The organism is Pseudarthrobacter sp. W1I19 (assembly GCF_030817835.1).
Lineage (GTDB): Bacteria > Actinomycetota > Actinomycetes > Actinomycetales > Micrococcaceae > Arthrobacter.
The window spans coordinates 1,572,410-1,598,170 of sequence record NZ_JAUSZR010000001.1; the positions used below are offsets into that span (position 1 = coordinate 1,572,410).

At 66.4% G+C, this 25,761-nt stretch carries 21 protein-coding genes; 9 read left to right on the forward strand and 12 right to left on the reverse strand.

Going from position 1 to position 25,761, the window contains the following annotated elements:
- The first annotated feature begins 15 nt into the window (after positions 1-15).
- The gene (locus tag QF038_RS07335) at positions 16-1,305 is read left to right on the forward strand and encodes an MFS transporter (RefSeq protein ID WP_307609546.1); all 1,290 of its coding nucleotides are present in this window, start codon (positions 16-18) and stop codon (positions 1,303-1,305) included.
- Positions 1,306-1,334: 29 nt separating this feature from the next.
- Here QF038_RS07335 and QF038_RS07340 read toward each other — a convergent pair whose 3' ends face one another.
- Positions 1,335-2,069, reverse strand: a complete 735-nt coding sequence (locus QF038_RS07340) for an IclR family transcriptional regulator (protein WP_307609547.1) — start codon at positions 2,067-2,069, stop codon at positions 1,335-1,337.
- A gap of 244 nt (positions 2,070-2,313) precedes the next feature.
- On the opposite strand from QF038_RS07340, the gene QF038_RS07345 reads away from it, so the two are divergent.
- On the forward strand, positions 2,314-3,645 hold the full coding sequence (locus QF038_RS07345) for an MFS transporter (RefSeq protein WP_307609548.1): 1,332 nt from the start codon (positions 2,314-2,316) through the stop codon (positions 3,643-3,645).
- A 130-nt stretch (positions 3,646-3,775) separates the two neighbouring features.
- On the opposite strand, the gene QF038_RS07350 is transcribed toward QF038_RS07345, so the two are convergent.
- The 3 genes from QF038_RS07350 to QF038_RS07360 all read right to left on the reverse strand — a co-directional run bounded on the left by QF038_RS07350 (position 3,776) and on the right by QF038_RS07360 (position 6,818).
- The gene (locus tag QF038_RS07350; protein WP_307609549.1) at positions 3,776-4,423 is read right to left on the reverse strand and encodes a phosphoribosyltransferase; all 648 of its coding nucleotides are present in this window, start codon (positions 4,421-4,423) and stop codon (positions 3,776-3,778) included.
- A gap of 96 nt (positions 4,424-4,519) precedes the next feature.
- Positions 4,520-5,347: an alpha/beta fold hydrolase gene (locus tag QF038_RS07355; RefSeq protein ID WP_307609550.1), complete on the reverse strand. Its 828-nt coding sequence runs from the start codon at positions 5,345-5,347 to the stop codon at positions 4,520-4,522.
- Positions 5,348-5,414: 67 nt separating this feature from the next.
- A complete protein-coding gene (locus tag QF038_RS07360; RefSeq protein WP_307609551.1) occupies positions 5,415-6,818 on the reverse strand; it encodes an amino acid permease in 1,404 nt (467 codons plus the stop codon).
- A gap of 283 nt (positions 6,819-7,101) precedes the next feature.
- On the opposite strand from QF038_RS07360, the gene QF038_RS07365 reads away from it, so the two are divergent.
- From QF038_RS07365 to QF038_RS07385, 5 genes are read left to right on the forward strand one after another with little or no spacing between them, the layout of a single operon-like run.
- Positions 7,102-7,812, forward strand: coding sequence for an NUDIX domain-containing protein (locus QF038_RS07365; RefSeq protein WP_091415778.1), 711 nt, complete (start codon positions 7,102-7,104; stop codon positions 7,810-7,812).
- A complete protein-coding gene (gene nadA / locus QF038_RS07370; protein ID WP_307609552.1) occupies positions 7,809-9,113 on the forward strand; it encodes a quinolinate synthase NadA in 1,305 nt (434 codons plus the stop codon). Before QF038_RS07365 ends, nadA begins: the two co-directional genes overlap by 4 nt.
- Positions 9,114-9,130: 17 nt before the next feature.
- Positions 9,131-11,008: an L-aspartate oxidase gene (gene nadB / locus QF038_RS07375; RefSeq protein ID WP_307609553.1), complete on the forward strand. Its 1,878-nt coding sequence runs from the start codon at positions 9,131-9,133 to the stop codon at positions 11,006-11,008.
- Complete coding sequence (nadC, locus tag QF038_RS07380) at positions 11,001-11,933, forward strand: carboxylating nicotinate-nucleotide diphosphorylase (RefSeq protein ID WP_307609554.1); 933 nt, start codon at positions 11,001-11,003, stop codon at positions 11,931-11,933. Before nadB ends, nadC begins: the two co-directional genes overlap by 8 nt.
- A gap of 4 nt (positions 11,934-11,937) precedes the next feature.
- The gene (locus QF038_RS07385) at positions 11,938-13,092 is read left to right on the forward strand and encodes a cysteine desulfurase family protein (RefSeq protein WP_307609555.1); all 1,155 of its coding nucleotides are present in this window, start codon (positions 11,938-11,940) and stop codon (positions 13,090-13,092) included.
- Between the two features lie 30 nt (positions 13,093-13,122).
- On the opposite strand, the gene QF038_RS07390 is transcribed toward QF038_RS07385, so the two are convergent.
- On the reverse strand, positions 13,123-13,971 hold the full coding sequence (locus QF038_RS07390) for a fumarylacetoacetate hydrolase family protein (RefSeq protein WP_307609556.1): 849 nt from the start codon (positions 13,969-13,971) through the stop codon (positions 13,123-13,125).
- 58 nt (positions 13,972-14,029) lie between these two features.
- Positions 14,030-14,716 (reverse strand): DUF1684 domain-containing protein, encoded by a 687-nt coding sequence (locus tag QF038_RS07395; RefSeq protein ID WP_307609557.1) that lies wholly within the window; start codon positions 14,714-14,716, stop codon positions 14,030-14,032.
- 134 nt (positions 14,717-14,850) lie between these two features.
- Here QF038_RS07395 and QF038_RS07400 point away from each other — a divergent pair, with 134 nt between their 5' ends.
- The gene (locus QF038_RS07400; protein ID WP_307609558.1) at positions 14,851-15,663 is read left to right on the forward strand and encodes a hypothetical protein; all 813 of its coding nucleotides are present in this window, start codon (positions 14,851-14,853) and stop codon (positions 15,661-15,663) included.
- 74 nt (positions 15,664-15,737) lie between these two features.
- Entirely contained in the window at positions 15,738-16,544 is an 807-nt protein-coding gene (locus tag QF038_RS07405; protein ID WP_307609559.1) for a transglutaminase family protein, read from the forward strand.
- On the opposite strand, the gene QF038_RS07410 is transcribed toward QF038_RS07405, so the two are convergent.
- The 6 genes from QF038_RS07410 to QF038_RS07435 form a co-directional block, all read right to left on the reverse strand.
- Entirely contained in the window at positions 16,545-17,015 is a 471-nt protein-coding gene (locus QF038_RS07410; RefSeq protein ID WP_307609560.1) for a MarR family winged helix-turn-helix transcriptional regulator, read from the reverse strand.
- Complete coding sequence (locus QF038_RS07415) at positions 17,015-18,157, reverse strand: LLM class flavin-dependent oxidoreductase (RefSeq protein WP_307609561.1); 1,143 nt, start codon at positions 18,155-18,157, stop codon at positions 17,015-17,017. The genes QF038_RS07410 and QF038_RS07415 overlap by 1 nt, the downstream gene beginning before the upstream one ends.
- Positions 18,158-18,272: 115 nt before the next feature.
- A complete protein-coding gene (locus tag QF038_RS07420; protein WP_307609562.1) occupies positions 18,273-21,491 on the reverse strand; it encodes an efflux RND transporter permease subunit in 3,219 nt (1,072 codons plus the stop codon).
- 69 nt (positions 21,492-21,560) lie between these two features.
- Positions 21,561-23,063, reverse strand: a complete 1,503-nt coding sequence (locus QF038_RS07425) for a malate:quinone oxidoreductase (RefSeq protein ID WP_307609563.1) — start codon at positions 23,061-23,063, stop codon at positions 21,561-21,563.
- Between the two features lie 79 nt (positions 23,064-23,142).
- A complete protein-coding gene (locus tag QF038_RS07430) occupies positions 23,143-24,810 on the reverse strand; it encodes an ABC transporter substrate-binding protein (RefSeq protein ID WP_307609564.1) in 1,668 nt (555 codons plus the stop codon).
- Between the two features lie 182 nt (positions 24,811-24,992).
- Positions 24,993-25,685: a fasciclin domain-containing protein gene (locus QF038_RS07435; protein WP_307609565.1), complete on the reverse strand. Its 693-nt coding sequence runs from the start codon at positions 25,683-25,685 to the stop codon at positions 24,993-24,995.
- Between the last annotated feature and the right edge of the window lie 76 nt (positions 25,686-25,761).

Here is a 25,761-nt window from a genome sequence, read left to right on the forward strand (position 1 = left end):
GCTCCTGCACCTGCCATGCCGGATTCTCCTGCGACGGGTAACGGTTCTTCCGCCGGCCCGGGCAGCCCGTCCGGCAGCCGTTTCGCCAGGCTTCCGCGGCTTGCCGGCCGCAGCTTTATCCCCCTCGGTATTTTCGCCCGCCTTCCCCTGGCCATGCTCACGGTAGGAACCTTGACCCTGGTGACGTCCAACAGCGGTTCCTACGCGCTGGGCGGCACCGCCGCAGGGGCAGTCGGCATTGGGTCCGCCCTTGGTGCGCCGATCCTGGGAACCCTGGCGGACCGACGCGGCCAGCGTCCGGTGCTGCTCTTCGCAGCTGCCCTCAACACCGGAGCGGTGGTGGCGCTGATCCTTGCGGCTGCCCTCCTGGGCACATCCGGTAGTTTTACTGCCGGGGTGTTGGCCGCCGCGTTCCTTTCCGGGGCAAGCTGCCCCCAGGTGGGACCGCTGGCCCGGGTGAGGTGGATGGCACTCACATCACAGGGGAGCGCGTCGGACAACAGGCGCGACCTGGACACGGCACTGTCCTACGAGAGCACCGCCGATGAAATCACCTTTGTGCTGGGCCCTGCCCTCGTAGGGATCCTGGCCAGCCTCCTGGCGCCCTGGCTGCCGCTGGCGCTGGCGGCGGCGATGACCATCACGCTGGTGCCCGCCTTCGCTACGCACCGCACGCACCGCGCGGTCCCGGTGATCCGGCGCCCGGCAGGAGCACGAACGGCGGAACAAGGAACTGCAGGGCGCAGCTTGCCCGCAGCCGTTGCCGTCCCGGTGGTGGCCATGGTTTGCATGGGGACGTTCTTCGGATCCACACAGGCGGCCTTGAGCTCCTTTTCCGCCCACTATGCCACTTCGGAAATCGCTGGACTGCTTTATGCCGTGATGGGGCTCAGTTCCGCCGCGGCCGCCCTGTCGGTCGCCTATTGGCCGCAGCGATTTGGGCTGTCCTGGCGCTGGGTGGCCTCTGCTGCGCTGATGGCAGCGATGGCCGCGCTCCTGCTGATTCCCGCGTCATTGGGCTCAATGGTGCTGGTGCTGCTGATCCTGGGGGTCCCGGTGGGACCGGTGATGGTAACGGTCTTCGCCGTGGGTGGGGCAGTGGCCCCGGCCGGACGCTTGGGAACCGTGATGACGGCGCTGGCCAGCGGAATTGTTGCCGGTACGGCGATTGGTTCAGCAGTTGGCGGCCGGCTGGCGCAGGACCACGGCTTTTCGGCGGCATTCCTCGTCCCCGCCTGTGCGGCAGCGGCCCTGGCGCTCCTTGGTGCCGCGGCCGCCGTCGTACTGCAACGCCGCCACGCCTGACCTGTTCTGACCTGCGCCGGCGGGGGCGCTCAGGCCAGCTGACGCTCGATCCTGGCCGCACTCTCGGCCAGCGCAGCGCCCACCTCTGACCGGTCATGGGCTGACCGGATATATACGACGGCGAGCGCTGCCGGCCGTCCGCCCGGAACCCGGACCGGTGCCGCCAGCGAGGACACGCCGGCGATGACTTCGTCATGGCTGGCGGAGTATCCGGCCCGCCGGGCCTCCGCCGCCTCCGGGCGGTACGGGATGCCGGTCTCGAGGCGCTCCCACTCCGCTTCCGTGAGCGCCGACTGAATGGCAATGCCCGGTGCTCCGGCGTTGATGGGGTGGCGGGTGCCGGGATGCTGCGCGACAGTAGCCCCACTGTGCCGCGGCTCCACGGTGACGAGCGTGATGCAGTCGTGGTGGTCCCACAGCGCCACGAAAGCAGTCATATCCCAGGTGTTGGCCAAATGCGTCAGTTCGGGAAGGGCTGCGCTCTGCAGGTTCCTTGAAACGCCTCGGGCAAGGACGGCCAGTCCGGGGCCGGGCTGGACCCGCCCTGCGTCGTCGCGGACCAGCAGCGAGTGGTCCTCCAGCGTGCGAAGGATCCGGTAGGCCACCGAACGGTGGACGCCCATGGCATCGGCCAGTTCGGCAATCGTCAGCGGACCTGGCGCCGCAGCAAGGATTTCCAAAGCGCGGATGCCCCGGGAAAGCGTCTGGGAGGGCGAGGCCTGCGTCGGCGCGGCTCCGGCCGGGGCTGCAGCGCTGGAAGTCATGGTTTCCATCCTAGGCCCGAGCGTCCGGATAGCGAAGCGGCGGTTCACATATAGAACCTGCTGGTCCAGCTCTTGCCGGGTCGGGCCAGCTCACCGCGTCAGTCACCCATACCCGAGGCGGCAAATTCGCAGAATCCGTGTCCTGCCTCACATTTTCGTAGTACCCTACTAACTAACTGACCGTTCTGTCGGTAATCGTGAAGGCGTCCTGGCAGCCCCGCTGCCAACAAACAATGGAGTTTCAATGACCACACCTTCCAAGGTGGATACGCTCTCCGGTCCCAGCACCCGCCGGGAGGAGCGCAAAGTCCTGGCCGGCACCCTGGTCGGCACCACTATCGAGTGGTATGACTTCTTTATCTTTGCCCAGTTGACGGCAACGCTGCTGTCGCCACTGTTTTTGGCACCGCTGAACCAGTCCAACCCCGGCCTGGCGCAGATCCTCTCCTTCGCCCTGATCGGCATCAGCTTCCTGTTCCGGCCGCTGGGCGCGGTGGTGGCAGGCCACCTTGGCGACCGGCTGGGGCGCAAAGCGATGCTCGTCTTCACCCTGGTAATGATGGGGGCGGCCACCGCCCTCATCGGCATGCTGCCCACCTACGCCCAGATCGGCGCCTGGGCGCCTGTGCTGCTGATCCTCCTCCGGATCATCCAGGGCTTCTCGGCAGGCGGCGAATGGGGCGGTGCGGCATTGATGGCAGTGGAGCACGCACCCCTGAACAAGCGCGGACTCTTCGGGGCTTACCCGCAGATCGGCGTGCCGGTGGGCATGATCCTGGCCACGGGCCTGCTCTTCTTCCTCAACAGCAGCATGTCCAAAGAGGACTTTGCCGCCTGGGGCTGGCGGATGCCGTTCCTGCTCTCCATCGTCCTCATCGTGGTGGGCTACCTGATCCGGCGTGCCGTGGCAGAAAGCCCGGTCTTCCAGGAGATGGCCATGCGGAAGCAGGAAAGCAAGGCGCCCCTGGGTGAACTGGTCCGCAGCCACAAAAAGCCGGTCCTCTACTCCACCATGATTTTCATCGGCAACAATGCTGCCGGGTACCTGCTGATTGCGTTCTTCATCTCCTATGCCACCCGGACGCTGCAGATGCCCACGCCCCAGGTCCTCCTGGCCACCACGCTCGCATCCTTTGGCTGGCTGATCTTCACGCTGGTGGGCGGCTGGCTCTCCGACCACATTGGCCGGGTCAAGACCTTCCTCACCGGCTACGCGATTGTCTTCGCCTGGATGATTCCCATGTTTGCCCTGATCGACACCAGGAACATCTGGCTCTACGGCCTGGCCCTGTTCGTTCTCACCATCGGCCTTGGGCTCTCCTACGGCCCCATGTCCGCCATGTACGCCGAGATGTTCCCGGCCAATGTCAGGTATTCGGGCATTTCCATCGGCTACGCCTTCGGTGCCATCCTGGGCGGGGCCTTCGCCGCCACCATCGCTGAAACGCTGCTGCAGACCACCAAGTGGGCCGGGTCCATTGGCATCTACATTATGGTGCTGTGCGTCATCTCGGCCATCGGCGTGATCCTGGCCAAGGAAACCAAGGGCAGGCCGCTCGGCGTCAGCCACCACTAATCCCCACCGTCTCCCTAACCTCGCTCCGCTCGGCCAGGGAACCCGGACGGCGTGGGCCCATCCACCGTCCCCCTTACAACGAAAGCGGGTCCGGACCTCATCGGTCCGGGCCCGCCGTCGTTATGTGCGGCTACTGCCGCAGGAAGCTGATGGCGTCATCGTCCGTCAATTGTTCGAAGTGGCGGTAGAAGCTGCCCACTGCCCGGAATTTTCCCGGCAGATGCAGGCACAGCACGGCATCGCACACCCGCTCCACGGACGCGGCGGCTTCTATGGAGCCCACGGGAGCGGCGGCCACCACCGTCTCGGCCCCACCCTCACGGACGGCCTCGACGGCGGCCCTCATAGTGGCTCCGGTTGCCAGCCCGTCGTCGACCAGCAGGACGGTCTTGCCGGAGATTTCCAGGTCTGCTCCTGGGTAGAGGTCCACGCGGCGGAGCAGTTCGACTCTTTCGCGCTGCTCCACCTGGCGCAGGAGTTCCTCACGGACCCCATGTTCCAGGACCCGGTCCAGCAACGGTTTGTTCAGCAGCCGCACAGTCCGCCCGCGGGCCCAGGCCAAGGCTCCGTACGCGGTTTCCTCATGCCCGGGAATGCCGAGCTTGCGCACCAGGACGGCACCCAGCGGAAGGTACAGGGCCTTCGCTGCTGCCGCCGCCACGGGGATTCCACCGCGCGCAAGTCCCATCACAACGGTGCCCGGGCGCTCGCGGAACTGCGTCAAAACCGCAGCCAGCCGCTCGCCGGCCTCTGTGCGGTCTTCGAAACGCATATCCATGGGGTCCTCCCGGCTGTTCCAGCCTTCCCTTTCAGCCTACCGCCGGGAAGCCTACGGCAGGAGGGCCTGGGTGGCAGGGGGTCTGTTGCAGCCGGATCAGACCGCGAGGAAGGAGATGGCCGCCTGCTTGAAGGCGCGGCTGGTGACGGCGTTGGTGTGGTTGCGGCCCGGCAACGTCAGCTGTTCGGCCAGGCCGCCGGCGCCTTGGGCCAGTTCGGCGAGCTGCGGCAGGCTGCCGGCGCGTTCGTCCTGGTCCCCGGCGACCAGGAGCATCGGCACGTGCGGGACTGCCTCGGCGGGGTCGTAGGGTTCGGCCTTGATGGCTTCCACCAGGGACAGCAAGGCGAAGATGTTGTTGCTGGGCAGCAGCAGCGCCATTTTGAGCAGCCTGGCCGTTGACTCGTCAGAAATGGGGGTGCCGTCGGCCAGGTAGTCCTGGGCGGCCACGAGGTCGAACTCAGCCAGCGGGTCCGCGGTGTTCGGCCCGCCCAGGACAATCCGGTGCACTATTTCGGGTTGGGTGGCCGCAAACTCCCAGGCGAGCCGGGAACCCAGGGAATACCCCACAACGTCCAGCCCGCTGGCAGGGTCACCGGCCTGCAAAGGCCGCACGCCGGCGTCGAACGCTACCTGCAGCAGGTCCGCGCGGATCCTGCTGGGGGAGTAGGAATCGCGGTCCTCCGGGGCACCACTGCGGCCGTGCCCGGGCAGGTCCACCATGATGACGCGCCGGCCGGCATCAAGCAGTGACGCCAGCCAACCAGTGTCCTCCCAGTTGAGTTTGCTGGACGACGAGAAGCCGTGCAGGAGCAGGACGGGGCGGAGCCCGGCGTCCACGGCAGGATCATGCACCGCCACATACAGCTGGGGGTCGGTACCCTCCACGGTGTGCGAATGCTGCTCGCCGGTGTGCCTGCCGCTCATGGTGTCAGTCCTCATCAACTACGGCGCCCAGGGAGACCCGGCGCGTCGGAACCTCGTGCTTCGGAAGTTACTCTACCTGCCTTGCCGCCACCTGCTCGGGCTGGCGGGTCCTGGCGCTGAGCCGGGCACCCACTGCACAGGCTGCTGCTATTGCCGCGATCAGTCCGAAGGTGCTGAACAGCTGGACACGGCTGCTCTCGGCGCTGAAGCCCACCGCGAAGATCAGGCCCAGCAGGACCAGACCCACAATTGTCAGGGCCGGGAAGCCCTGCATCCTCAGCGGCAGGGGAGTTCCCTCCCGGTCCGCGCGGCGCCGCAGGACCAGCTGCGAGACAAGCGCGCTGCCCCACACCACCAGGCAGGTTGATCCCACCAGCTGGAACAGGGCGGGAAGGATGCGCTCCGGGAACAGAAGCTCCAGGACTGTGGCCAGGAAACCGAAGGCGACGGACACGCCGACGGCCAGCATGGGCACGCTGGCACCGCCCAGGCGGGCCAGGAAGCGAGGGGCCTCGCCGCGCCGGGCAAGGGAGTAGACCATCCGGGACGCGCCGTAGAGGTTGGCGTTCAGTGCGGAGAGGAGGGCGACGACGGCCACGAGGGTGATGGCCGTTGCGGCGCCGGGGATGCGGGCGGCGTCCAGGACGCCGGCAAAGGGTGAAGCCAGGCTTTCCGATGTTGCCGGCAGGACGGCGGCGATCACAAAGACGGAGCCAATGTAGAAAACCAGGATGCGCCACACCACCGTCCGGATGGCTTTGCCCACACTGTGTTCCGGGTCCTCGGTCTCGGCCGCCGCGACGGACACAATCTCCGTGCCGCCGAAAGCGAAGATGACCACAAAAAGCGCCGCTGCAATTCCGCCGAGTCCCGCGGGGGCGAAATCGGAGGTCAGGTTGGCGAGGCCGGGGGATGCCACGTCCGGCAGCAGGCCCAGAAGCAGGGCAGCGCCGATCACCAGGAACAGGACAATGGCCGCGACCTTGAGGATGGCGAACCAGAATTCGAATTCACCGAAGTTCCGGACTCCGGCCAGGTTGATGGCCGTGAACACCACCATAAAGATCAGGGCGAGCGCCCAGACCGGGACCACAGGCCAGACGGTGAAGAGGAGCCCGGCCGCGCCCAGTGCCTCGGCGGCAATCACCACCACCAGCTGCAGCCACCACAGCCAGCCGATGGTGGCTCCGGCCGTTTTGCCCATGGCCCGTTCGGCGTAGACGGAGAAGGCGCCGCTGTTCGGGTTCGCTGCGGCCATTTCGCCCAGTGCCCACATCACCAGGATGATCAGGGTGCCGGCCACCAGGTAGGAGATCAGCACGGCGGGACCGGCCGCCTGGATTCCTGCCCCGGAGCCGAGGAAGAGGCCGGCGCCGATCGCGCTGCCCAGGCCCATCATGGTGAGCTGGCGGACTTTCATGCTGTGGCCCAGGTGGCTTTCCGGACGCGCCTGGGTGGACTTCATTGTCATCTGCTGCTGAACCTTCTTGGGGTTTGGATGGTGGCTCCTCGTGGGACCTTTTGAATTTACCTTCTCCCGGCCATGGTGCCTGCATCCGGGGGCTGCCGGCGCCGGCTCCCGGCTCCGAGGCAATCCCTCCCCCTCGCTTCCGCGCCGGCAGGACGTAGAAACATTTGGCAATTGAGGGGCGGTTGCCCGTAGAATCAGTTATGGTCAAGTTGACCATAACTATGGCGATCATATGACGCAGGCTTCAACGGGGAACCTGGCAGGTTCGGAAGGTGGTGGGAAAATGTACTTGAGCTCGGCGAACGTCTCCGAGCGACAGGCTGCACCGCCCTCGCTCGCCATCTCCACCGTCATTTTCGCGCTCCGGCCCAGTGAAAGCTCCGGACGGCCCACGCTCTGGCTGCCGCTGGTGCGGCGGATCCGGGAACCGTTCAAAGGCCTCTGGGCGCTGCCGGGTGGACCACTGAGCCACTCCGAGTCCCTGCAGGACGCGGCATCACGCAACCTGCGGGAGACCACCGGCCTCGCCCCGAGCTATCTCGAGCAGCTCTACGCCTTCGGCGGCCTCCACCGCTCGCCCACCCAACGGGTGGTCTCGATTGTGTACTGGGCCCTGGTCCAGCCGACGGAAGCCGCCTTGGCGGACGAGTCCGAGAACGTCAGATGGTTTCGGGCGGATCGGCTCGGCGAACTCGCCTTCGACCACAACGCCATTGTGGACTACGCGCTCTGGCGGCTGCGGAACAAGCTGGCCTACGGATCCGTGGCCTACCACCTGCTGGGGGAGTACTTTACCCTGGCCCAGGTCCGGGAAGTCTACGAGGCTGTGCTGGACCGCCAACTGGACCCGGCGAACTTCCGGCGCCAGCTCAAATCCACCCCGGAGATCGAGGAAACCGGGGAATACCTCCAGGGCGGCAAACACCGCCCGCCCCGCCTCTACCGCTTTACCGGCCGGCCCGGCCTTGACCCAGACAACAGGAGCACACTATGAGCAGCGTCAACACAGCAATCCAGCTGATCACGCGCGAACAGGCAGAGAACGGCGCGGCGGCAAAGGGCAGCACCTGCAGCCCGGCCCTGGCCAAGGGCCCGTGGGACTATGACCTTGCCGAGGCGCTCGCCGGCGTTCCCGCCTATGGCCCCGGTGCCTCCAGCGCGGACGTTGCCCCCGCCGCCACGCCGCGCCAGGGGCAGCTGCCCGAAGAGTACAAGCGCGCCAGTGACGCCGAGCTGGGCGAGAGGATCCTTGCCGCCAAGGCTGCGCTGGGGGACCGGGCCGTCATCCTGGGGCACTTCTACCAGCGCGATGAAGTCATCCAGTACGCGGACTTCGTGGGCGACTCCTTCCAGCTGGCCAACGCAGCACTTACCCGGCCGGACGCCGAGGCCATCGTCTTCTGCGGCGTCCACTTCATGGCCGAAACCGCCGATATCCTTTCGGCACCCGAGCAGGCCGTCATCCTGCCCAACCTCGCGGCCGGCTGCTCCATGGCGGATATGGCCGACGCCGACTCCGTAGCCGAGTGCTGGGAGCAGCTTGAGGAAATCTTCGGCAGCGAGCCCGACGCCGACGGCCGGGTTCCGGTCATCCCCGTCACCTACATGAATTCCTCCGCAGCCCTGAAGGCTTTCTGCGGCGAGAACGGCGGCATCGTCTGCACCTCCTCCAACGCCAAGACCGTCCTCGAATGGGCGTTCCAGCGTGCCCGGCGGGTGCTGTTCTTCCCGGACCAGCACCTGGGCCGCAACACGGCCAAAGCGCTGGGTGTGCCGCTGGAGCAGATGCCCATGTGGAATCCCCGCAAGGACCTCGGCGGCAACGACGAGCAGGCACTCCTGGATTCCCGGGTGATCCTGTGGCACGGGTTCTGTTCCGTGCACAAGCGCTTCAACGTGGCGCAGATCGAAAAGGCCAGGGCCGACTTCCCCGGCGTCCAGGTGATCGTGCACCCCGAGTGCCCCATGGAGGTGGTGGATGCGGCGGATTCCGCCGGCTCTACCGACTTCATCAAAAAGGCCATCGCCGCGGCCAGCGAGCCCACCACCTTCGCCATCGGCACCGAAATCAACATGGTGAACCGGCTCGCGGCCGAGTACCCGCAGCACACCATCTTCTGCCTGGACCCGGTGATTTGCCCGTGCTCCACGATGTACCGGATCCACCCGGGGTACCTGGCATGGGTCCTTGAGGAGCTCGTTGCCGGGCGGATTGTCAACCGGATCAGCGTGGCGGACTCCGTGCAGGACAACGCCCGCACCGCGCTTGAGCGCATGCTCGCCGCCAGGCCGTAATGAACCGGCAGCCGATCATGCCTCCCTCTGCAGGCGGTGAGACATTCGAACCCGGCGCCCTGCCCTGCAGCGGCGCGAAGACCGTCGGCGAGTCCCCTCGCCGGCTGATCGTGGTTGGCAGCGGTATCGCCGGACTGTATGCCGCACTGTTGGCGCCCGACGCCGGCGCCGATGTTGTGCTGCTGAGCAAAGGCCAGCTCCGCGAGAGCAACACCTGGTACGCCCAGGGCGGTATTTCGGCAGTACTGGACGAGCCCACCCCCGGGGACACGGTTGCAGCCCATATCGCCGACACCCTGCAGGCGGGCGCGGGGCACTGCAACGAAGCGGCAGTCCGGCTGATGTGCACCCAGGCCCGCCGGGATATCGCCGGGCTGGAACGGTTCGGCGTGCGCTTCGATCCCGGTGCCGGCGGCGGCCTGGCACTGGGGCTGGAGGCGGCCCACTCCGCCCCCCGCATCCTGCACGCGGGCGGTGACGCGACCGGCGCGAAGGTCGCAGCTGGCCTGATCGAAGCCGTGCTTGCCCGCTGTGAGGGCGGCACCCTGACCATCCACACCGGTGCCCACGCCACATCGCTCCTGCTGCAGGACGGCCACGCCACCGGCGTCGAGTTCCTGCAGGATGGCCGGACCCACACACTGCACGGGGACGCAGTGCTGCTGGCCACCGGCGGAGCAGGACAGCTCTTTGCGCAGACCACCAACCCCGCGGTGGCCACCGCAGACGGCCTTGCGCTCGCCGTCCGAGCCGGTGCGGCAGTAGCTGACCTGGAGTTCTTCCAGTTCCACCCCACCTGCCTGGTGCCCGCCGCCACCTCGAAGGCGGGCACGGCGCGCGGGCTGGACCAAGATCCGCTCCTCATCTCCGAAGCCGTCCGCGGCGAAGGGGCCATCCTCGTTGACGGCAACGGCAGGCGGTTCATGCGGGCCTACCACCCCGACGCCGAACTCGCCCCGCGCGACGTCGTGTCCCGCAGCATCGCCCTGCACCTGGCCAAGCTCGGCGACCCCAACGGCCACGTCTACCTTGACGCGCGCCTCATCGAACAGGCCAAGGGAGCAGGCTTCCTGGCGAAGCGCTTCCCCACCCTCACGCAAAGGACGCTCGACGCCGGCATCGACTGGACCAGGGAACTGGTCCCGGTTGCCCCGGCAGCCCACTACTGGATGGGCGGAATAGCCACCGACCACCACGGCCGGACCACGGTGCCCGGGCTGTACGCCGCCGGGGAAGTTGCGTGCACCGGTGTCCAAGGTGCAAACCGGCTGGCCAGCAACTCCCTCCTTGAGGGACTCGTCTTCGGCCGCCGCGCTGTTGAAGACTTCCTGGCTGGTGACGACGGCGGTGGCTGGGGATCGCCTGAGGGCACCCCTCCGCATGCTAGCTCGGCCGCTGGCGGCCTCCCTTTGACGCATGCTTCCGGGGCACCCTCAGACGACCACACGCATGTCACCTTCCCGGGTGCTTTAGAAGGCGGGGCGGGCGAAACGGGTGCTGGGGGCGGAAGCCTGCTGGCCAACTTCGGTGGGGATGGTGGTGGGGGTGACGGCACTGACCCCACTTTCTCGCGGGATGCACTTCGTCGGTTGATGACAGCCAAGGCTGGGGTGCTGCGCTCGGGCGAACTGTTGGCTCAGGCGGGGGACATGCTTGGGCGGTGGGCCGACGTCGTTCGTCCTGGAACTGTTGTCCCCGGGGAGCTGGACCCGTCGGCCCATGAGGACCGGAACCTGTTGCTGGCCGCGCAGCTGCTGGTTGCTGCCGCCCGGCAGCGCACGGAGTCCCTGGGCGCCCATTACCGCAGCGATGACCCCACGGACGCTGCCGGCATCGCTGCCGAAATTGAAGAATCTTCCCGAACCCGCCCGAAAGCGAGCCTTCTCCATGAGTGAACTGGCCACCACCGAAAATCCCGTGACCGCACCGGCACGGGCCGGCGTCCGCAGCCTGGACCTCACGCTGCCGTCGGCACCCGTGCGGGACATCCTGGAACGGGCGTTCGCCGAGGACGCTCCTGCAGGGGACATTACCTCCCAGCTGTTGATCCCTGCCGATGCCCGCGCCACCGCCGTACTGAACGCACGGGTTCCCGGAGTCTTCAGCGGCGCCACGGTGTTCCGGGACGCCATGCTGCTGGTGGACCCCGAAACGGACGTGGAGCTGCTGCTCGCCGACGGGGAAATGTTCGACGCCGGCACGCACCTCGCGCGGGTCAGCGGACGTGCCCGGTCGGTGCTGCTCGCAGAACGCGTGGCACTGAACCTCGTGCAGCGGATGTCCGCCATCGCCACGAAGACCGCCGAATTCGTCGAACTGACCGAAGGCACGTCCGCCCGGATCACCGACACCCGCAAGACCACCCCCGGGCTGCGGATCCTGGAGCGGTTCGCCGTGCGCTGCGGCGGCGGCGCCAACCACCGGTACAGCCTCTCCGACGCCGTCCTGGCCAAGGACAACCATCTTGCCGTAATGACAGGAGGGGACCCGGCCAAACTGACCGGGCTGCTCGCCGCGGCCAAGGCGCAGCTCGGGCACACCACCCACTTCGAGGTTGAGGTGGACCGGATGGACCAGATCGAGCCCGTGCTCGCGGCCGGGGTGGACACCATCATGCTGGACAACTTCACCCCGGAGGAGTTGAGGGCCGGTGTGGCGCTGGTGGCCGGACGCGCACGGGTTGAGGCGAGTGGAAACGTGAACCTCGCCACTGTGGCCGGGATCGCGGCCACGGGAGTGGACGTTATCTCCATCGGCGCCCTGACGCACACGGTGGCCGCCCTGGACCTCGGGCTGGATGTCGAACTGACGGTGGCATGAACCCATGATCTTCCTCGACGCCGCCGCCACCACCCCCGTCCGCCGTGAAGTGCTGGACGCGATGTGGCCGTACCTGACCGGAGAGTTCGGCAATCCCTCCAGCCACCACACCCTCGGCGAGGCTGCAGCCACCGCGCTCGCGGATGCGCGGCGGACGGTGGCAGCGGTGCTGGGCTGCCGGGCGGGCGAGGTAACCTTCACCGCGGGCGGAACGGAAGCGGACAACCTGGCGGTGAAGGGCATCGCCGTGGCCAGGCAGGCTGCTGACCCGCAGCTCAACCGGGTGGTGATCAGCGCCGTCGAACACCCCGCCGTGGAGGAATCGGCACGGTACCTGGAGCGCTTCCACGGCTTCATCATTGATGTGGTTCCGGTAGACGGGACCGGACAGGTGACCCCGGAGGCGTTTCAAAAAGTGCTGACGCCGGAAACAGCGGTGGCCACCGTGATGTACGCCAACAACGAAGTGGGAACGGTCCAGCCCATTGCCGAACTGGCAGCCCTGACACACGAACTGGGCATTCCTTTCCACACGGACGCCGTCCAGGCAGCCGGGTGGCTGCCGCTCGACACGAAGGCGCTGGGTGTGGATGCGATGAGCATTTCAGGGCACAAGCTGGGTGCGCCCAAGGGATGCGGAGTGCTGTTCGCCCGTGGACGCACCAAACTCGAGCCGCTGATCCACGGCGGCGGGCAGGAACGCGGCCGCCGGTCAGGAACAGAGAACGTGGCCGGCGCCGTGGGCCTGGCCACCGCCCTGACATTGGCATATGCAGGCCAGGAGGAACAACGACGGCGGGTCACCGCACTGCGGGACACATTCATCAGCGCTGTGCTCGGCGGCGTTCCCGGCGCCGTCCTTACCGGGCATCCTTCTGTGCGACTGCCCTCCGTGGCATCGTTCTGCTTCCCCGGAACCAGCGGCGAGTCAGTACTCCTTGAGCTCGAACGCCTGGGCGTGGTCTGCTCCAGCGGCTCAGCCTGCGCGGCAGGCTCGGACGCGCCCTCGCCGGTGCTCACGGCACTGGGCGTTGCGCCCGAGGTGGCCCAGACGGCGGTACGGTTCAGCTTCGACGCAACGGTGACCGAAGCGGAATTGGCCGCGGCGGCAGCGGCGGTGGAATCCGCCGTCGGACGGGTCAGGGCGCTCGGCGCCTGACTGCACCAAAGCCCCTGAGGCGCTCCCTGCTCAGCTGCCGGAAGGCGCGGGCCAGGGCGAGGCAATCACAGGATTAACGAGCTCACCAATCCCTTCGACACGGCACACCACCGTGTCGCCCGGGGCCAGCGGAGCGCACTCTGCCGGGAAACCCGTCAGCACCAGGTCGCCCGGGTGGAGGGTCATAAACGAGGTCACGTACACGAGGATCTCATCGACTTTCCAGCCCAGGTCAGCGGTGCTGGCGGCCCGGAGGGGAGTGCCGTTGTGCACCACGTCCACGGCCAGGTGGGAGTCGTCCAGGCCGGTCACCATCCACGGTCCCGTGGGCGTGAACGTGTCCTGGCTCTTGGCGCTGATCCAGAGTTCATCGGTCTTCTGCAGATCCCGGCACGTGACGTCGTTGCCGATGGTGAAGCCCAGGACGGCGCGGCGGGCGTTGGCTGGAGTCAGGCCCCGCGACCTGGTGCCGATCACAATGGTCAGCTCCGCCTCCGGATCCACCCGCCGCATGCCGGGCGCCAGTTCTATCGCGTCTCCAGGCCCGATAACGCTGGTGGCCGCCTTGTGGAACGCCTGCGGCCGCAGCTCCCGCCCGGACTGGCCGGTGTTGTGTGCCATCCCCAGGACATTGGCGGGCACGCTCGGAGCGAGGAATGAAAAGGAATCCTCCCCCACCCGGTCCCCGGGCTGCCACCCCTCCCGCGGGTGGCTGGAGGCGTTAACCAATGAATCCCGAAAGGGGCTGCCAGTAACCGTCCACGTGCTGCCGTCCGCCCCGCCAAAGTCCGCCGCATCGCTGGCAACGAAAAACTGTTCCATTGGATAGGCAGGGGACAGGGGACGGACGCGCGCAATGCGGCGGGGGAGGGCAGTCATGAGGGAATCCTACGGGGCGTTATGAATCAAACGTGGCGGGAAGCCGGCTGCGGTTCCGTCAGTAGAGCTCGCCCACCGGAATTTCCACGGCCAGCCGGTTGGACGGCCCGGGCAGCGGGCACGCCCAGGCCTCGTTATAGGCGCAGGACGGGTTGTAGGCGAAGTTGAAGTCCAGCACAAAAGCGGCGTCCGGACCGGTCCCGTCGACCCCGTGGAACGCGCCCTTGATGGTGTCCAGCAAGTACCGTCCCGCCCCGTAGCTGCCGCCGGGCTGGCCTGCCGTGGCATCACGGAACGGTACAAAAATACCGCCGCCGTAGCCATGCAGCTTCCACACCCCGAGCTGGCCCATCTCGGGCAGGTCGAAAGTTCCCAGCCGGATAAACCGGACCACGCCGTCCGTGGCGGTCTCCACGCTCATCTCCCGCCCCGCACCTTCCTTGGTCAGCGGCACATGGAAACGGTAGATGGGATCGTAGTCCGCCGTGTTGAGCCCGGAAAAGCGTGCCTTGTCCTGTGCCGTGAGGGCTGAGGCAGGGTGCGTGGCAAACATCAGGTCGCGCTGGTGGCGCCAGTAGGAGTGGGCCTCGGACGGGTTCTCGAGCGCCAGCTTCCGGACATTGGCGTAGAGGGCGAAGGTCCGCAACCGCCAGTCGGCGATGTCGACGGCGGAGATGTTCGCCAGGGTGTCGCCGGCTCCGCCCAGGGTTTCTTCGGCTGTGCCGTGCTGCTGATCGTGCGCCATAACCCCAGCCTAGTCCCCGCACCGTACCGGGCCCGCCCGACGGCGACACGAACCTCCAGTGCCTGCCCTCGCCGAGGGGAAACGCCCCTCCGCCCATCCCCGCCTGCCGCCCCCGGTCCGGTTAGGCTGGCTGCATGAGTGGCATGGCAACGACGGTGCGGTCCGGTGTATCACTGCTGGTGGCGGGCGCCTTCCTCGCCGGCTGCTCCAACGCAGGGCCGGTCCAGCCGGGCTGGACTGCGCAGCCGGGTCCGTCCGGAGCCGCAGGCTCCAGCGCTTCCGCGCCCGCATCCGACGCCTCCTCAACGGCGGCCTCCGATGGCGCAGCTCCCGCCTCCGCCTCCTCCGGCGCGCCGCAGGCAGTGGGCACGGCTTCGGCCTGGAAGACTTTTTCGGACGCTGGCAGGACCGTCAGCTTCGACCTGCCGGAGGACTGGGTCGCCCAGTCCGTCACGCCGGAGGAAGGCACCTTGCCCGGTGCGCTGAAGATCGAAGTGAAGAAGCCCGACGGCACGTTTATGGCAGCGCTGCGGACCGGGCTGCCGCCGTCGTCCGCGGAATGCCCGGAAGCATCCCGGCGGGCTTACACGGTGGTCAGCAGTGTGCCGGTGGAGGTGTCCGCCACAGGCGGGGAGGGGACCATACCGCCCAGGGCGGTATTTCGTGTGATCCAGGGTTACAAATACTTTGGCTCCTACGGCCTGACCAACGTGGCGGGCGGCACGGACGGCCAGGCCTGCGAGCTCCGGAACATCCTGCGGGGCCCGGCCGGAAAGGGTGACTACTCGTTCGGCGACGTCGTCTCCGTCAAGGCCTTCGCCCCCGACGAAAAAGTGGCCCCCGCCAAGGCGTTCGACACCCTCGACCAGGCCGCCCGGTACGCCAACGAGGGCACCGAATTCGCCAACGTCCAGCGGATGCTAATGTCTCTGAAGATCAAAAACTAGTTAGTCCCGTACCCGGCCCGAGTGCTGCGACAAGCGGTGACTTTTCTTCCACCGCACCCAACCCGGAAAGAGCCATGGAACGCAGTGTTTCCGCACGACTGGTCTTCAAAACCGCAACCAACACCAAGGTGGCCATGGCCGTCGCGGTGGCGAGGAACGTGGGCTATTCCTCCTTTGAGGAGTCACTGTCCGTCACGGCCGGGGGCGGCCAGGTTCCGCTGACCGAGGTGGCCGACCACCACGGAGGCCGGTTCCACTACATGGAGTTCGCCGATCCGGCGGAGGTGACGGTGGAATACTCCGCCACGGTGGCCGGAAAAGCCGAGCCGGAAGAGGCGGAGCTTGCCGACCGAATCCGCTACGTCCGGCCCAGCCGCTACGCTGAGTCCGACCGCCTCCTGCCCACCGCCTACGCCGAGTTCGAGGGGGTCCAGGGCGCCGGTCTGCTGCACGCCGTCAGGAACTGGGTGAACGGGGAACTGCGCTACCTCAGCGGAGCATCCCGGGGCACCGACGGCGCAGTGGAAACCCTGCTCAGCCGGCGCGGAGTTTGCCGGGACTTCGCGCACCTGGCCATCGCATTGCTGCGCTCAAAGGACATTCCCGCCAGGCTCGCCGCCGTCTACGCTCCCGGCCTGGCACCGATGGATTTCCACGCCGTGGCCGAGGCCTACGTGGAGGGTGCCTGGCACGTCATCGATCCCACGGGGCTGGCCCCGCGGGAATCGATGCTTCGGATCACTGCCGGCCGGGACTCCGCTGATACCGCCTTCCTGTCCACCGTGGGCGGGAGCCTGATCCTTCACCAGCTGCAGGTCACCGCAGTTGTCAACGGCATCCTGCCGGTGGAGGATCCTTCCCGCCTGATGCAACTGGGCTGATCACCTCCGGTCAGCGGGCCCCAGCGAATTGCGCAGCTTCTCCGTGAGCCGCCGCAATTCCGTCTGCTCTTCAGGTGTCAGGGCCGGACCCATCAGGGTGGAGATGTCCCGGACGTGCTCGCGGCCGATCTCCTTCTGCAGCTCCCGGCCTTCCTCCGTCAGTTTCAACAGCACGCCCCGGCCGTCCTCCGGCGCCGGCATCCTAACCACCAGCCCCCGCTTCTCCAGCCGCTCCACCATCCGGCTGAGGCTGGACTGGCTGAGGAGGACGTTGTCGTTGAGCTCGTTGAGGCGAAGCCACCCTGTGGGACAGCGTGACAACGTGAACAGGACGTCATACTCGTTGACGGCAAGCTTCCGGAAGGCCGGACCGGCCTGAAGCTTGCGCATGACGGCCACCTGGGCCCGGAACAGCGACTCCCAGGTCTCGGCTGCGAGGCGTACCGGTGATTCGGGACTGTTGCCGGCCATCATGCCTCCACGGAGGACTTTTCAGTGCCCCGGGCGTCCTGGCCCTGCCCTGCCTGCGCCTCCTGGGCGGCCAGCGCCGCGGCAACCCGGTTGGCATGGGTAGGCGGTTCGGGAACGTGGGCCGGCGTGAGGGCGGCGTACTCCTTGCGCAGGACAGGCAGGACTTCCTCACCGAACAGGTCCAGCTGCTCCAGCACGGTCTTCAGCGGCAGGCCGGCATGGTCGATCAGGAACAGCTGCCGCTGGTAGTCGCCGAAGTACTCCCGGAAGGTCAGGGTCTTTTCGATAACCTCCTGCGGGCTGCCGACGGTCAGGGGCGTCTGCGAGGTGAAGTCCTCCAGGGAGGGCCCGTGCCCGTAGACCGGAGCGTTGTCGAAGTAGGGGCGGAACTCCTTGACGGCGTCCTGCGAGTTCTTCCGCATAAAGAACTGGCCGCCCAGGCCCACGATCGCCTGGTCTGCCTTGCCGTGGCCGTAGTGCTCGTAGCGCTCACGGTAGAGGCTGATCAGCTGCTGGTAGTGCTCCTTGGGCCAGAAGATGTTGTTGGCAAAGAAGCCGTCGCCAAAGTACGCGGCCACTTCGGCGATCTGCGGCGTGCGGATGGAGCCGTGCCACACGAAGGGGGCCACGCCGTCGAGCGGGCGCGGGGTGGAGGTGAAGTTCTGCAGCGGGGTGCGGAACTTGCCGGACCAGTTCACCGTATCTTCGTCCCACAGCTTGCGCAGCAGGCTGTAGTTCTCGATGGCGAGCTCCACGCCGTCCTGGATGTTCTTGCCGAACCAGGGGTAGACGGGAGCGGTGTTGCCGCGGCCCAGGACCAGGTCCACGCGGCCGTCGGCGAGGTGCTGGAGCATGGCGAAGTCTTCGGCAATCTTGACCGGATCATTCGTGGTGATCAGCGTGGTGGCCGTGGACAGGATGATCCGTTCGGTCTGCGCCGCGATGTAGGCAAGGGTGGTGGTGGGGGAAGAGGAGAAGAAGGGCCGGTTATGGTGCTCGCCGATGGCGTAGACATCCATGCCGATTTCCTCGACCTTCTTCGCGATGGCGACGGAGGCCTTGATGCGCTCGTTCTCGGTGGGGGTCCGGCCCGTGGTGGGGTCCGTGGTGATGTCACTGACGCTGAAAACACCGATCTGCATGATATGCCTTTCCGTTGCTTGGACTTGCTGGCCTTGGTTCCAGTATAGGCCATTTAGATGCGTTTGCATCTATCGACGGATACAACGCTGCCGCACGGAAAATATTCCGCAGTTTTTACTCGGGGCTTCCAGGTGCTGCGCGACGCCCGCTGACCTTGGGTATCATGCCGGTGGTCCAGTCGCGGAACTCCTCGTCGACGTCGGCGCCGGGGCCGAATTCCGGGCGCTCATGCAGTTCCCGTAGCAGCGCCTTCTTCTCCCGGCGCCCCTCCACCAGGCGGTAGAGGACGGGAACCAGGACCAGGGTCAGGGCAGTTGACGAGACGAGGCCGCCGATAACCACCACGGCCAGGGGCTGCGAAATGAAGCCGCCGCCGCCCGTCAGCCCGAGGGCCATCGGAGTCAGGGCGAACACCGTGGCCAGGGCGGTCATCAGGATGGGCCGGAGCCGCTGGCGCGCGCCGTGGGTGATGGCATCCGCCACGTTCATCCCCGGCCGGCCGTCGCGCGGTTGCCGGTACTGGTTGATGAGGTCGATCAGCACAATGGCGTTGGTGACCACGATGCCCACCAGCATCAGCATGCCGATCAACGACGGCAGGCCCAGCGGAACCCCCGTCACCAGGAGCAGGGCCACGGCGCCGGTGGCCGCGAACGGCACCGAGACCAGCAGGATCAGGGGCTGGATGAGGGATTTGAACGTGGCCACCATGATCACGTAAACGATGGCGATCGCCGCAAGCAGGGCAAGCCCAAGCTGCTGGAACGACTCCTGCTGCTGCGTGGTGGCGCCGCCGATTTCGGCGGTGACCCCGGCCGGCAACTGGACCCCGGCGAGGCGCTTCTGGACCTCCGTGTTCACGGCACCAAGGTTGGATCCCGACGGCGTCACGGACACGCGTGCGGTGCGCTGGCCGTTGCTGGCGGTGATGGACACCGGGACGTCCACCTGTTCCACCGCGGCAATGCTGCCGAGCGTCACAGGAGCGCCGGCGGCGGGAAGCGGAATTGCGCGGACAGCGTCAATGCTGGTGAACCTGGTGCCCTTGCCGATCTGGACCGGGAAGTCGTCGGTGTCGATCCGCACGGTCCCGGCAGGAATGGGGCTGATGGTCGACGCGAGGACGCCCGCCACCTGTTCCTCGTTGAGCCCCGCGGCGACGGCTTTGGCACGGTCCACTTTCACCTGCACCACGGGCTGGCTGGCGGCCAGGTTGGTGGCCACTTCGCTGGTGCCCGGGACACCGGTCATGGCATCGACCATGGTGTCGCTGGCAGCCTGCAGGTCCGCGGTGGTGGCCGCCTTGATGGTGATGTCCACCGTAGAGGACGTTCCGAAGCCGCCCTGCTGCGTCCCGACGGAGACCTTTCCTGAATCAGGCACTTTTGCCAGCTCGTTCCGCACAGTTTCCTGCAGCCGGGCCTGGTCCGCCTTTTCATCGGTCACCACGGTGAAGGTGGAGTTGGAGGATCCGGTGGAGGTGATGGCGGCAAACCCGGCCTGTGCATTGCCGCTGGTCACCTGTACGTCACGGACGCCGTCGATCCCGCGCAGGACCTCCTCGAGGCGGATGGCGGCGGTGCTGGTGTCCGCCAGGCTGGTGCCGGCCGGCAGCACCTGCCGGACGGTCAGGCTGTTCTGCCCGGAATTTCCCAGCAGGTTAGTGGCCAGCAGGGGTGCCATGGCCGCGGTGCCGCCCAGGACCAGGGCGGCGGCAACCAGGGTGACTACCGGATGCTTCTGGGTCTTGGTGAGGATGGGAAGATACCCGCGCTGGAGCCTGCTGCGCTGCTCTGCCTCCTGGGCCTTGGCACGGGCCTCGGAGGCATTGCGGCGCGCTGCCACGCTGCCCGGCGTGAGGCCGGGAGTCCGAAGGAACCAGTAGGCAAGCACGGGAACGATGGTCAGCGAAACCAGCAGTGACGCCAGGAGCGCCATGGTGACGGTGAGGGCAAACGGCCTGAACAGCTCGCCTGCGAGTTCGCCCACGAAGGCAATGGGCAGGAAGACTGCCACTGTGGTCAGCGTGGAAGCCGTGATGGCGCCGGCCACTTCGCGGATGGCGGTCAGGATGGCGGTGACCTTGTCCTCGCCGTAACTGAGGTGCCGCTTGATGTTTTCGATGACCACGATCGAATCGTCCACCACCCGGCCGATGGCGATGGTGAGCGCGCCAAGGGTGAGGATGTTCAGCGAGTAACCGGTGGCAGACAGGCCGATAAAGGTGATCAGGAGCGAGAGCGGGATGGATACGGCCGTCACCAGGGTGGAGCGCGCGGACATCAGGAACACCAGGATGACGGCCACGGCGAAGCCCAGCCCCAGCAGGCCTTCGGTGGTGAGGTCCTTGATGGATTTTTCGATGAACGGGGCCTGGTCGAAGACCGGGGTGAACTTCGCGTTGGATCCCAGTTCTGCCTCAAGCTCGGCCAGGGTGTCACGGACCGCGTGCGAAATGCCTACGGTGTCGCCTTCGGGCTTCTTGGTGACGGAAACCGCAAGGGTTTCCGCTCCGTTGGTCCGCGTGATGGAAGTCCGTTCGTCATCCTTGACGGAGACGTCAGCCACGGAACCGATGGTGGCGGCGTTTTTGGCTCCGGAGAGCGGCAGGGCCTTGATGGCGTCCAGGGAATCAACGGGACTGCCGATCTGCAGGGACAGCGTCTTCCCCTGCTCCTCGAGGGTGCCCGCGGGAACCAGCGCGCCGTTGTTCCCCAGGGCGTCGCGTATGGACGTGATGCTGGCTCCGGATGCAGCCATGGCATCGGGGCGGGGAAGGATCTCGATGTGCTGGGTGGCGCCGCCGGTCACATCGGCGCCGCGGACGCCGTCGATCTTCTGCAGGCGGGGCACGCTCAGCCGCTGCAGGTCCGCGTTCAGTTCGCTGAGGGACTTGTCCGAGGACACCGCCAGGAACACGATGGGAAAATCGCTGATGCTTCCCGCAATCGCCTGCGGCTGGACGTCCTCGGGGAGGTTCCGCTTGGCGTTGGAGATGGCCCGGTCAATCTGGTTCCGGGCGCGGTCCAGGTTGGAACCATAGGTAAAGACCATGGTGATCTGGGAGACGCCGTTGCGCGACGTGGAGGAGGTGGATTCCAGCCCCTCCACGCCGTTCAACGCAGTCTCCAGCGGCCCGCTCACCTGCTTGTCCACCACTTCCGGCGAGGCACCGGGCATGGCGGTGAGCACCGTGATCTGCGGAAACTCGATCGACGGGATGAGCTCCTGCTTCAGCGAGGACATGGTGATCACGCCAAAGACGGAGGCGAAGACCGTGATAAGTGCGATCAGAGCCCGGTTTGCCAGTGAAAGTTGTGCCAGCCGGAACATCGCATGGTCTCCTGTGGGGTTGTGACTGACTGTTGCGGGCCAAGCAGCCGGCCACCGGCCCCGGCAGGGTCAGTGGTTGGCGGTAACGCTTTCCAGCTGCAGCGACCTGGCGGTTGCCTTCTCGAGCTCCGCGGCAAGTTCCGGGTTGTCGTCGAGCTTGACGCCGTAGCCGGGCATCATGTCCTTCAGCTTGGACTGCCAGCCCTTGAAGTTCTTCGGGAAGGCCTTCTTGAGCAGTTCGATCATGATGGGTACCGCAGTGGAGGCCCCGGGGGACGCACCCAGGAGTGCGCCGATGGAACCGTCACGGCCGGCAATGACTTCAGTACCGAACTGAAGGATCCCGCCCTTCTGCGGGTCTTTCTTGATGATCTGTACACGCTGGCCGGCCGTGATGAGTTCCCAGTCGCCCGCCTTTGCCTCCGGGTAGTACTCGCGCAGGGCTTCCACCTTGTCGGCGTGCTTTTTGGCCACTTCCTTGACCAGGTACGCGGTGAGGTCCATGTTGTCCTTGGCAACGGCCAGCATGGGGATGATGTTGCTTGGCCGGATGGACAACGGCAGGTCCAGGTAGGAGCCGTTCTTCAGGAAGTTGGTGGAGAAGCCTGCGTACGGGCCGAACAGCAGCGAACGCTTGCCGTTGACGTACCGGGTGTCCAGGTGGGGCACGGACATGGGCGGGGCACCCACGGACGCCTGGCCGTACACCTTGGCGCTGTGCTGGGCGGCGAGGGTCTCGTCCGTGCAGCGGAAGAACTGCCCGGAAACCGGGAAGCCGCCATAGCCCTTGCTTTCCGGAATCCCGGAGGCCTGCAGCAGGTGCAGGGCACCGCCGCCGGCGCCCACAAATACGAACTTGGCATGGATCTTGCCGTGTTCGCCCGACCGGGGGTGCTTCAGCGAAAGGTTCCAGCCGCCGTCGGACGCCCTGGAGATGCCGGTGACATCATGGCCGTAATTAATCTCGACGCCGTTGTTCCCGAGGTAGGTGGTCAGTTCACGGGTGAGTGCCCCGAAGTCCACGTCGGTGCCCTCGGCGGCGCGGGTGGCCGCGATCCGCTGCTTGGGATCGCGGCCCTTGACGATCAGCGGAGCCCACTTGCCGATCTTGCCGTGGTCCTCGGAGTACTCCATGCTGCGGAAAAGGGGATGCGGCTTGAGGGCTTCATAGCGGGTCTTCAGGAACCGGGTGTTCTCCTCGCCGATCACAAAGCTCATGTGCGGCACGGTGTTGATGAAGCCCTTGGGTGAACCGATCAGGGACTGGTCCACCAGGTGGGACCAGAACTGGCGGGAAAGCTGGAACTGCTCGTTGATGAGCAGTGCTTTGGTGGGGTCCACCGAGCCGTCTTTGGCTGCGGGGGAGTAGTTGAGTTCGCAGAGGGCAGCGTGGCCGGTTCCGGCGTTGTTCCACGGACCGGAGCTTTCCAGGCCCGGCTCGTCCAGCCGCTCGAACATGGAGATGGTCCAGTCCGGTTCCAACTGCTTGATGAATGCCCCCAGCGTGGCGCTCATGATGCCGCCGCCAATCAGGACGACGTCGGCATGTGGGGTCTTGGAAATGAAGGTCACGATCAGTCTCCGATTGCAGCGGCTCTGGCTGTCACAGAATATCCCCGTGCAGCCCTACTACTGAAATTGGGCTGGCCCGTCAAGGCTTCAGTTGTACTTTGGTGAAAACTTCATTTAATACAGGCGACGCCGGATAGCTCACCACACGGTCGGACAAGGCCAGTGCCGAGATGGGGAAGGCAACGGGGACCGCGGGAACAGTAGCGGCAATCTGGGCATTGATGGTGTGATACTGCTCATCCCGCTCCTGCCCCTCGGGCATTCCGCGGGCCCTGTTGATTTTGGAGAAGACCTGGGGATCCTGGTAGCCGAACTCGCCGTTCTTCTCGCCGAAGAGGGGGCCAACGAAATTGTCGGCATCCGAGTAGGACCCGTTCCAGCCCAGCAGGTGGAGTGCGTGGTCCCCCGGGGACTGCACCTTTTGCAGATACCCCTCAGACCAGTCCACGGGGACGGGCCTGACGTTGAAGCCCACGGCGGTGAGCTGGCGGCTGATCTCGGCGTAAACCTTCTCCGGAGTGGGCAGATAGGGCCGGGTGACGTTCAGCGGGTAGTAGAACCTCAGCTCTTCACCGGCGTATGCGGCCTCCTTGAGATACTCCTTGGCCTTGGCGGGGTCGTGCCCCAGCGCGGGGGCGTCGTTGTTGAACCCGCTGATCTTCGGCGGGACGAACTGGGTGGCCACGGCAGTGTTGTCGATGAAGAACTTGCGGATCAGCGTTTCTTTGTCGATGGCCAGTTCGATGGCCTGCCGGACTTTCTGGTTCTGCAGGACCGGGATCTCCTGGTTGAGCCCTAAGTACATTACGGAGAACGGGTCCCGCTGCACAATCTGCTTTCCGCGCTTCACCAGCTGGTCGAAGTTGCCCACCGTCACGGCGTCGTAGCCGTCGATTTTCCCGTCCAGCAAGGCCTGGAGGCGGGCCTGGGGGTGGTTGTAGGCCACAAAGTTGATGGTGGCGATCTGGCCACGGTCTCCCCAGTAGGACGTATTGCTGGCCAGGGTGACGCTGCCTTCGTCCCAGGACTTCAGGATGAAGGGACCGGTGCCCACCGGACTGGCGCCGAAGGCGGACACGGCCTGGCCCGCGCGGTTCTGGTCCAGCACGTCGGCATTGCCTGCCGCAAGCGCAGCGGGGGAGGCGATGGCGAAGGCCGGCAGGGTCAGGGCCTGCAGGAATGCGGTGAAGCGCTGGGTGAGGTCGATCTGCACGGTATCGGCCGCCACCGCGGTGCAGCTTTTGAAGATGGACAGCTCCGGCTGGTCCGAGTGAGCCTTGAACACGCCTTTGAACGAGCTGCCCGGGGCCTGCCGGCGGAGGTTCTCCGGAAACGCAAACCAACGGTTGAAGTTGGTGCACACCGCGTCGGCGTTGAAGGGGGTTCCGTCGTGGAAGCTCACACCACTGCGCAATTTGAAGGTGTAGGTGCGACCCTCGTTGGTTTCGCTCCACTCTGTGGCCAGCAGGGGGGTGGGTTTCCCGGTGGTCTGGTCCACGCCGACGAGTCCTTCGAGGATCTGCCGGGTGATCCGCTGGGATTCAACATCGCTTGACAGCGCGGGGTCGAGGCCCAGTGGCTGCACCGCTGTGCCGAAGTTGAAGGTTGCGGCGGGTTCCGTCGTGCTGGGGGCAGGGGAAGCGGGCGACGGCGACGGGGCCGGTACGCCGGTGCATGAGGTGACGCTCAACGCCAGGAGGGCGGCACCGGTCGTGAGGACCGTCCGCCGCGATGGACTGCTGGGCACGCGTTTATCACCTCGGGATCTTGCCGGCACCGCCGGTTGCGGGCCGGGACCCAGTCTAGTTGACCTGGAGGTGCGCTTTCCGGGAGGCGCATGACTCCGCCTCGTGTTCGCAGCCGCCACCTTAAAGGCCCGGGGCCCGTCCTTCTCGGAACGGGCCCCGGGCCTTGCTGCTGCAGCCTGGATTACTTGGGCATCAGCACTGAATCGATGAGGTAGACCGTTGCGTTCTTGGTCTTCACGCCGCCGCAGATCACGCTGGCGTCATCCACCTTAAGGGTGTCACCACTGCCCGTGACCGTGACGGAGCCGCCTTGGACAGTGGCGTGGGTGCCGGTGATCTTGTCCGGGGTGATCTGGCCGGGAACCACGTGGTAGGTCAGGATCTTGCTCAGGAGCGCATCATCGGTCTTCAGTGTTTCGATGGTGGCGGCGTCGATCTTGGCAAAGGCGTCGTCCACCGGCGCGAAGACAGTGAATTCACCGCCGTTGAGGGTGTCCACCAGGTCCACCTTCGGGTTCAGCTTGCCGGAAACGGCAGCCGTGAGGGTGGTCAGGATGGGGTTGTTGGATGCTGCCACCGCAACGGGGTCCAGCGCCATGCCTTCCACCGAACCAGCGCCCGTGGGTACCTGCTGGGCGTAGGCGGCGCAGCCGGTGCCCACCAGGTTGGCGGCCGGATCCATCATGGCTGCGGAGGAGCTGGCAGACGGTGACGGGGCCATGGTGGAGGCTTTCGCCGAAGCGGAGGCTGACGGCGCGGCGGCCGGAGCGGAGGAGCTGGACGTGCCTGCCGAGCCGCCGCAGGCGGTCAGGCTGAGCAGAGCTGCAGCTGCAACGCCTGCGACGCTGAAAGTGGTGCGCTTGATGGTCTGCATTGTGGTTCTCCTTGGGTTGAACATGTCGCCTGGCCGTGAACGGGATGTTCGCGGCGCTGATTGCTTCCGGTTGGTG

What these genes read in the sequence shown, in the direction of transcription:
- QF038_RS07335 (WP_307609546.1), top strand. Translation starts at nt 16, where the DNA reads ATGCCGGATTCTCCTGCGACGGGTAACGGTTCTTCCGCCGGCCCGGGC.
- QF038_RS07340 (WP_307609547.1), bottom strand. Translation starts at nt 2,069, where the DNA reads ATGACTTCCAGCGCTGCAGCCCCGGCCGGAGCCGCGCCGACGCAGGCC.
- QF038_RS07345 (WP_307609548.1), top strand. Translation starts at nt 2,314, where the DNA reads ATGACCACACCTTCCAAGGTGGATACGCTCTCCGGTCCCAGCACCCGC.
- QF038_RS07350 (WP_307609549.1), bottom strand. Translation starts at nt 4,423, where the DNA reads ATGGATATGCGTTTCGAAGACCGCACAGAGGCCGGCGAGCGGCTGGCT.
- QF038_RS07355 (WP_307609550.1), bottom strand. Translation starts at nt 5,347, where the DNA reads ATGAGCGGCAGGCACACCGGCGAGCAGCATTCGCACACCGTGGAGGGT.
- QF038_RS07360 (WP_307609551.1), bottom strand. Translation starts at nt 6,818, where the DNA reads ATGACAATGAAGTCCACCCAGGCGCGTCCGGAAAGCCACCTGGGCCAC.
- QF038_RS07365 (WP_091415778.1), top strand. Translation starts at nt 7,102, where the DNA reads ATGTACTTGAGCTCGGCGAACGTCTCCGAGCGACAGGCTGCACCGCCC.
- nadA (WP_307609552.1), top strand. Translation starts at nt 7,809, where the DNA reads ATGAGCAGCGTCAACACAGCAATCCAGCTGATCACGCGCGAACAGGCA.
- nadB (WP_307609553.1), top strand. Translation starts at nt 9,131, where the DNA reads ATGCCTCCCTCTGCAGGCGGTGAGACATTCGAACCCGGCGCCCTGCCC.
- nadC (WP_307609554.1), top strand. Translation starts at nt 11,001, where the DNA reads ATGAGTGAACTGGCCACCACCGAAAATCCCGTGACCGCACCGGCACGG.
- QF038_RS07385 (WP_307609555.1), top strand. Translation starts at nt 11,938, where the DNA reads ATGATCTTCCTCGACGCCGCCGCCACCACCCCCGTCCGCCGTGAAGTG.
- QF038_RS07390 (WP_307609556.1), bottom strand. Translation starts at nt 13,971, where the DNA reads ATGACTGCCCTCCCCCGCCGCATTGCGCGCGTCCGTCCCCTGTCCCCT.
- QF038_RS07395 (WP_307609557.1), bottom strand. Translation starts at nt 14,716, where the DNA reads ATGGCGCACGATCAGCAGCACGGCACAGCCGAAGAAACCCTGGGCGGA.
- QF038_RS07400 (WP_307609558.1), top strand. Translation starts at nt 14,851, where the DNA reads ATGAGTGGCATGGCAACGACGGTGCGGTCCGGTGTATCACTGCTGGTG.
- QF038_RS07405 (WP_307609559.1), top strand. Translation starts at nt 15,738, where the DNA reads ATGGAACGCAGTGTTTCCGCACGACTGGTCTTCAAAACCGCAACCAAC.
- QF038_RS07410 (WP_307609560.1), bottom strand. Translation starts at nt 17,015, where the DNA reads ATGGCCGGCAACAGTCCCGAATCACCGGTACGCCTCGCAGCCGAGACC.
- QF038_RS07415 (WP_307609561.1), bottom strand. Translation starts at nt 18,157, where the DNA reads ATGCAGATCGGTGTTTTCAGCGTCAGTGACATCACCACGGACCCCACC.
- QF038_RS07420 (WP_307609562.1), bottom strand. Translation starts at nt 21,491, where the DNA reads ATGTTCCGGCTGGCACAACTTTCACTGGCAAACCGGGCTCTGATCGCA.
- QF038_RS07435 (WP_307609565.1), bottom strand. Translation starts at nt 25,685, where the DNA reads ATGCAGACCATCAAGCGCACCACTTTCAGCGTCGCAGGCGTTGCAGCT.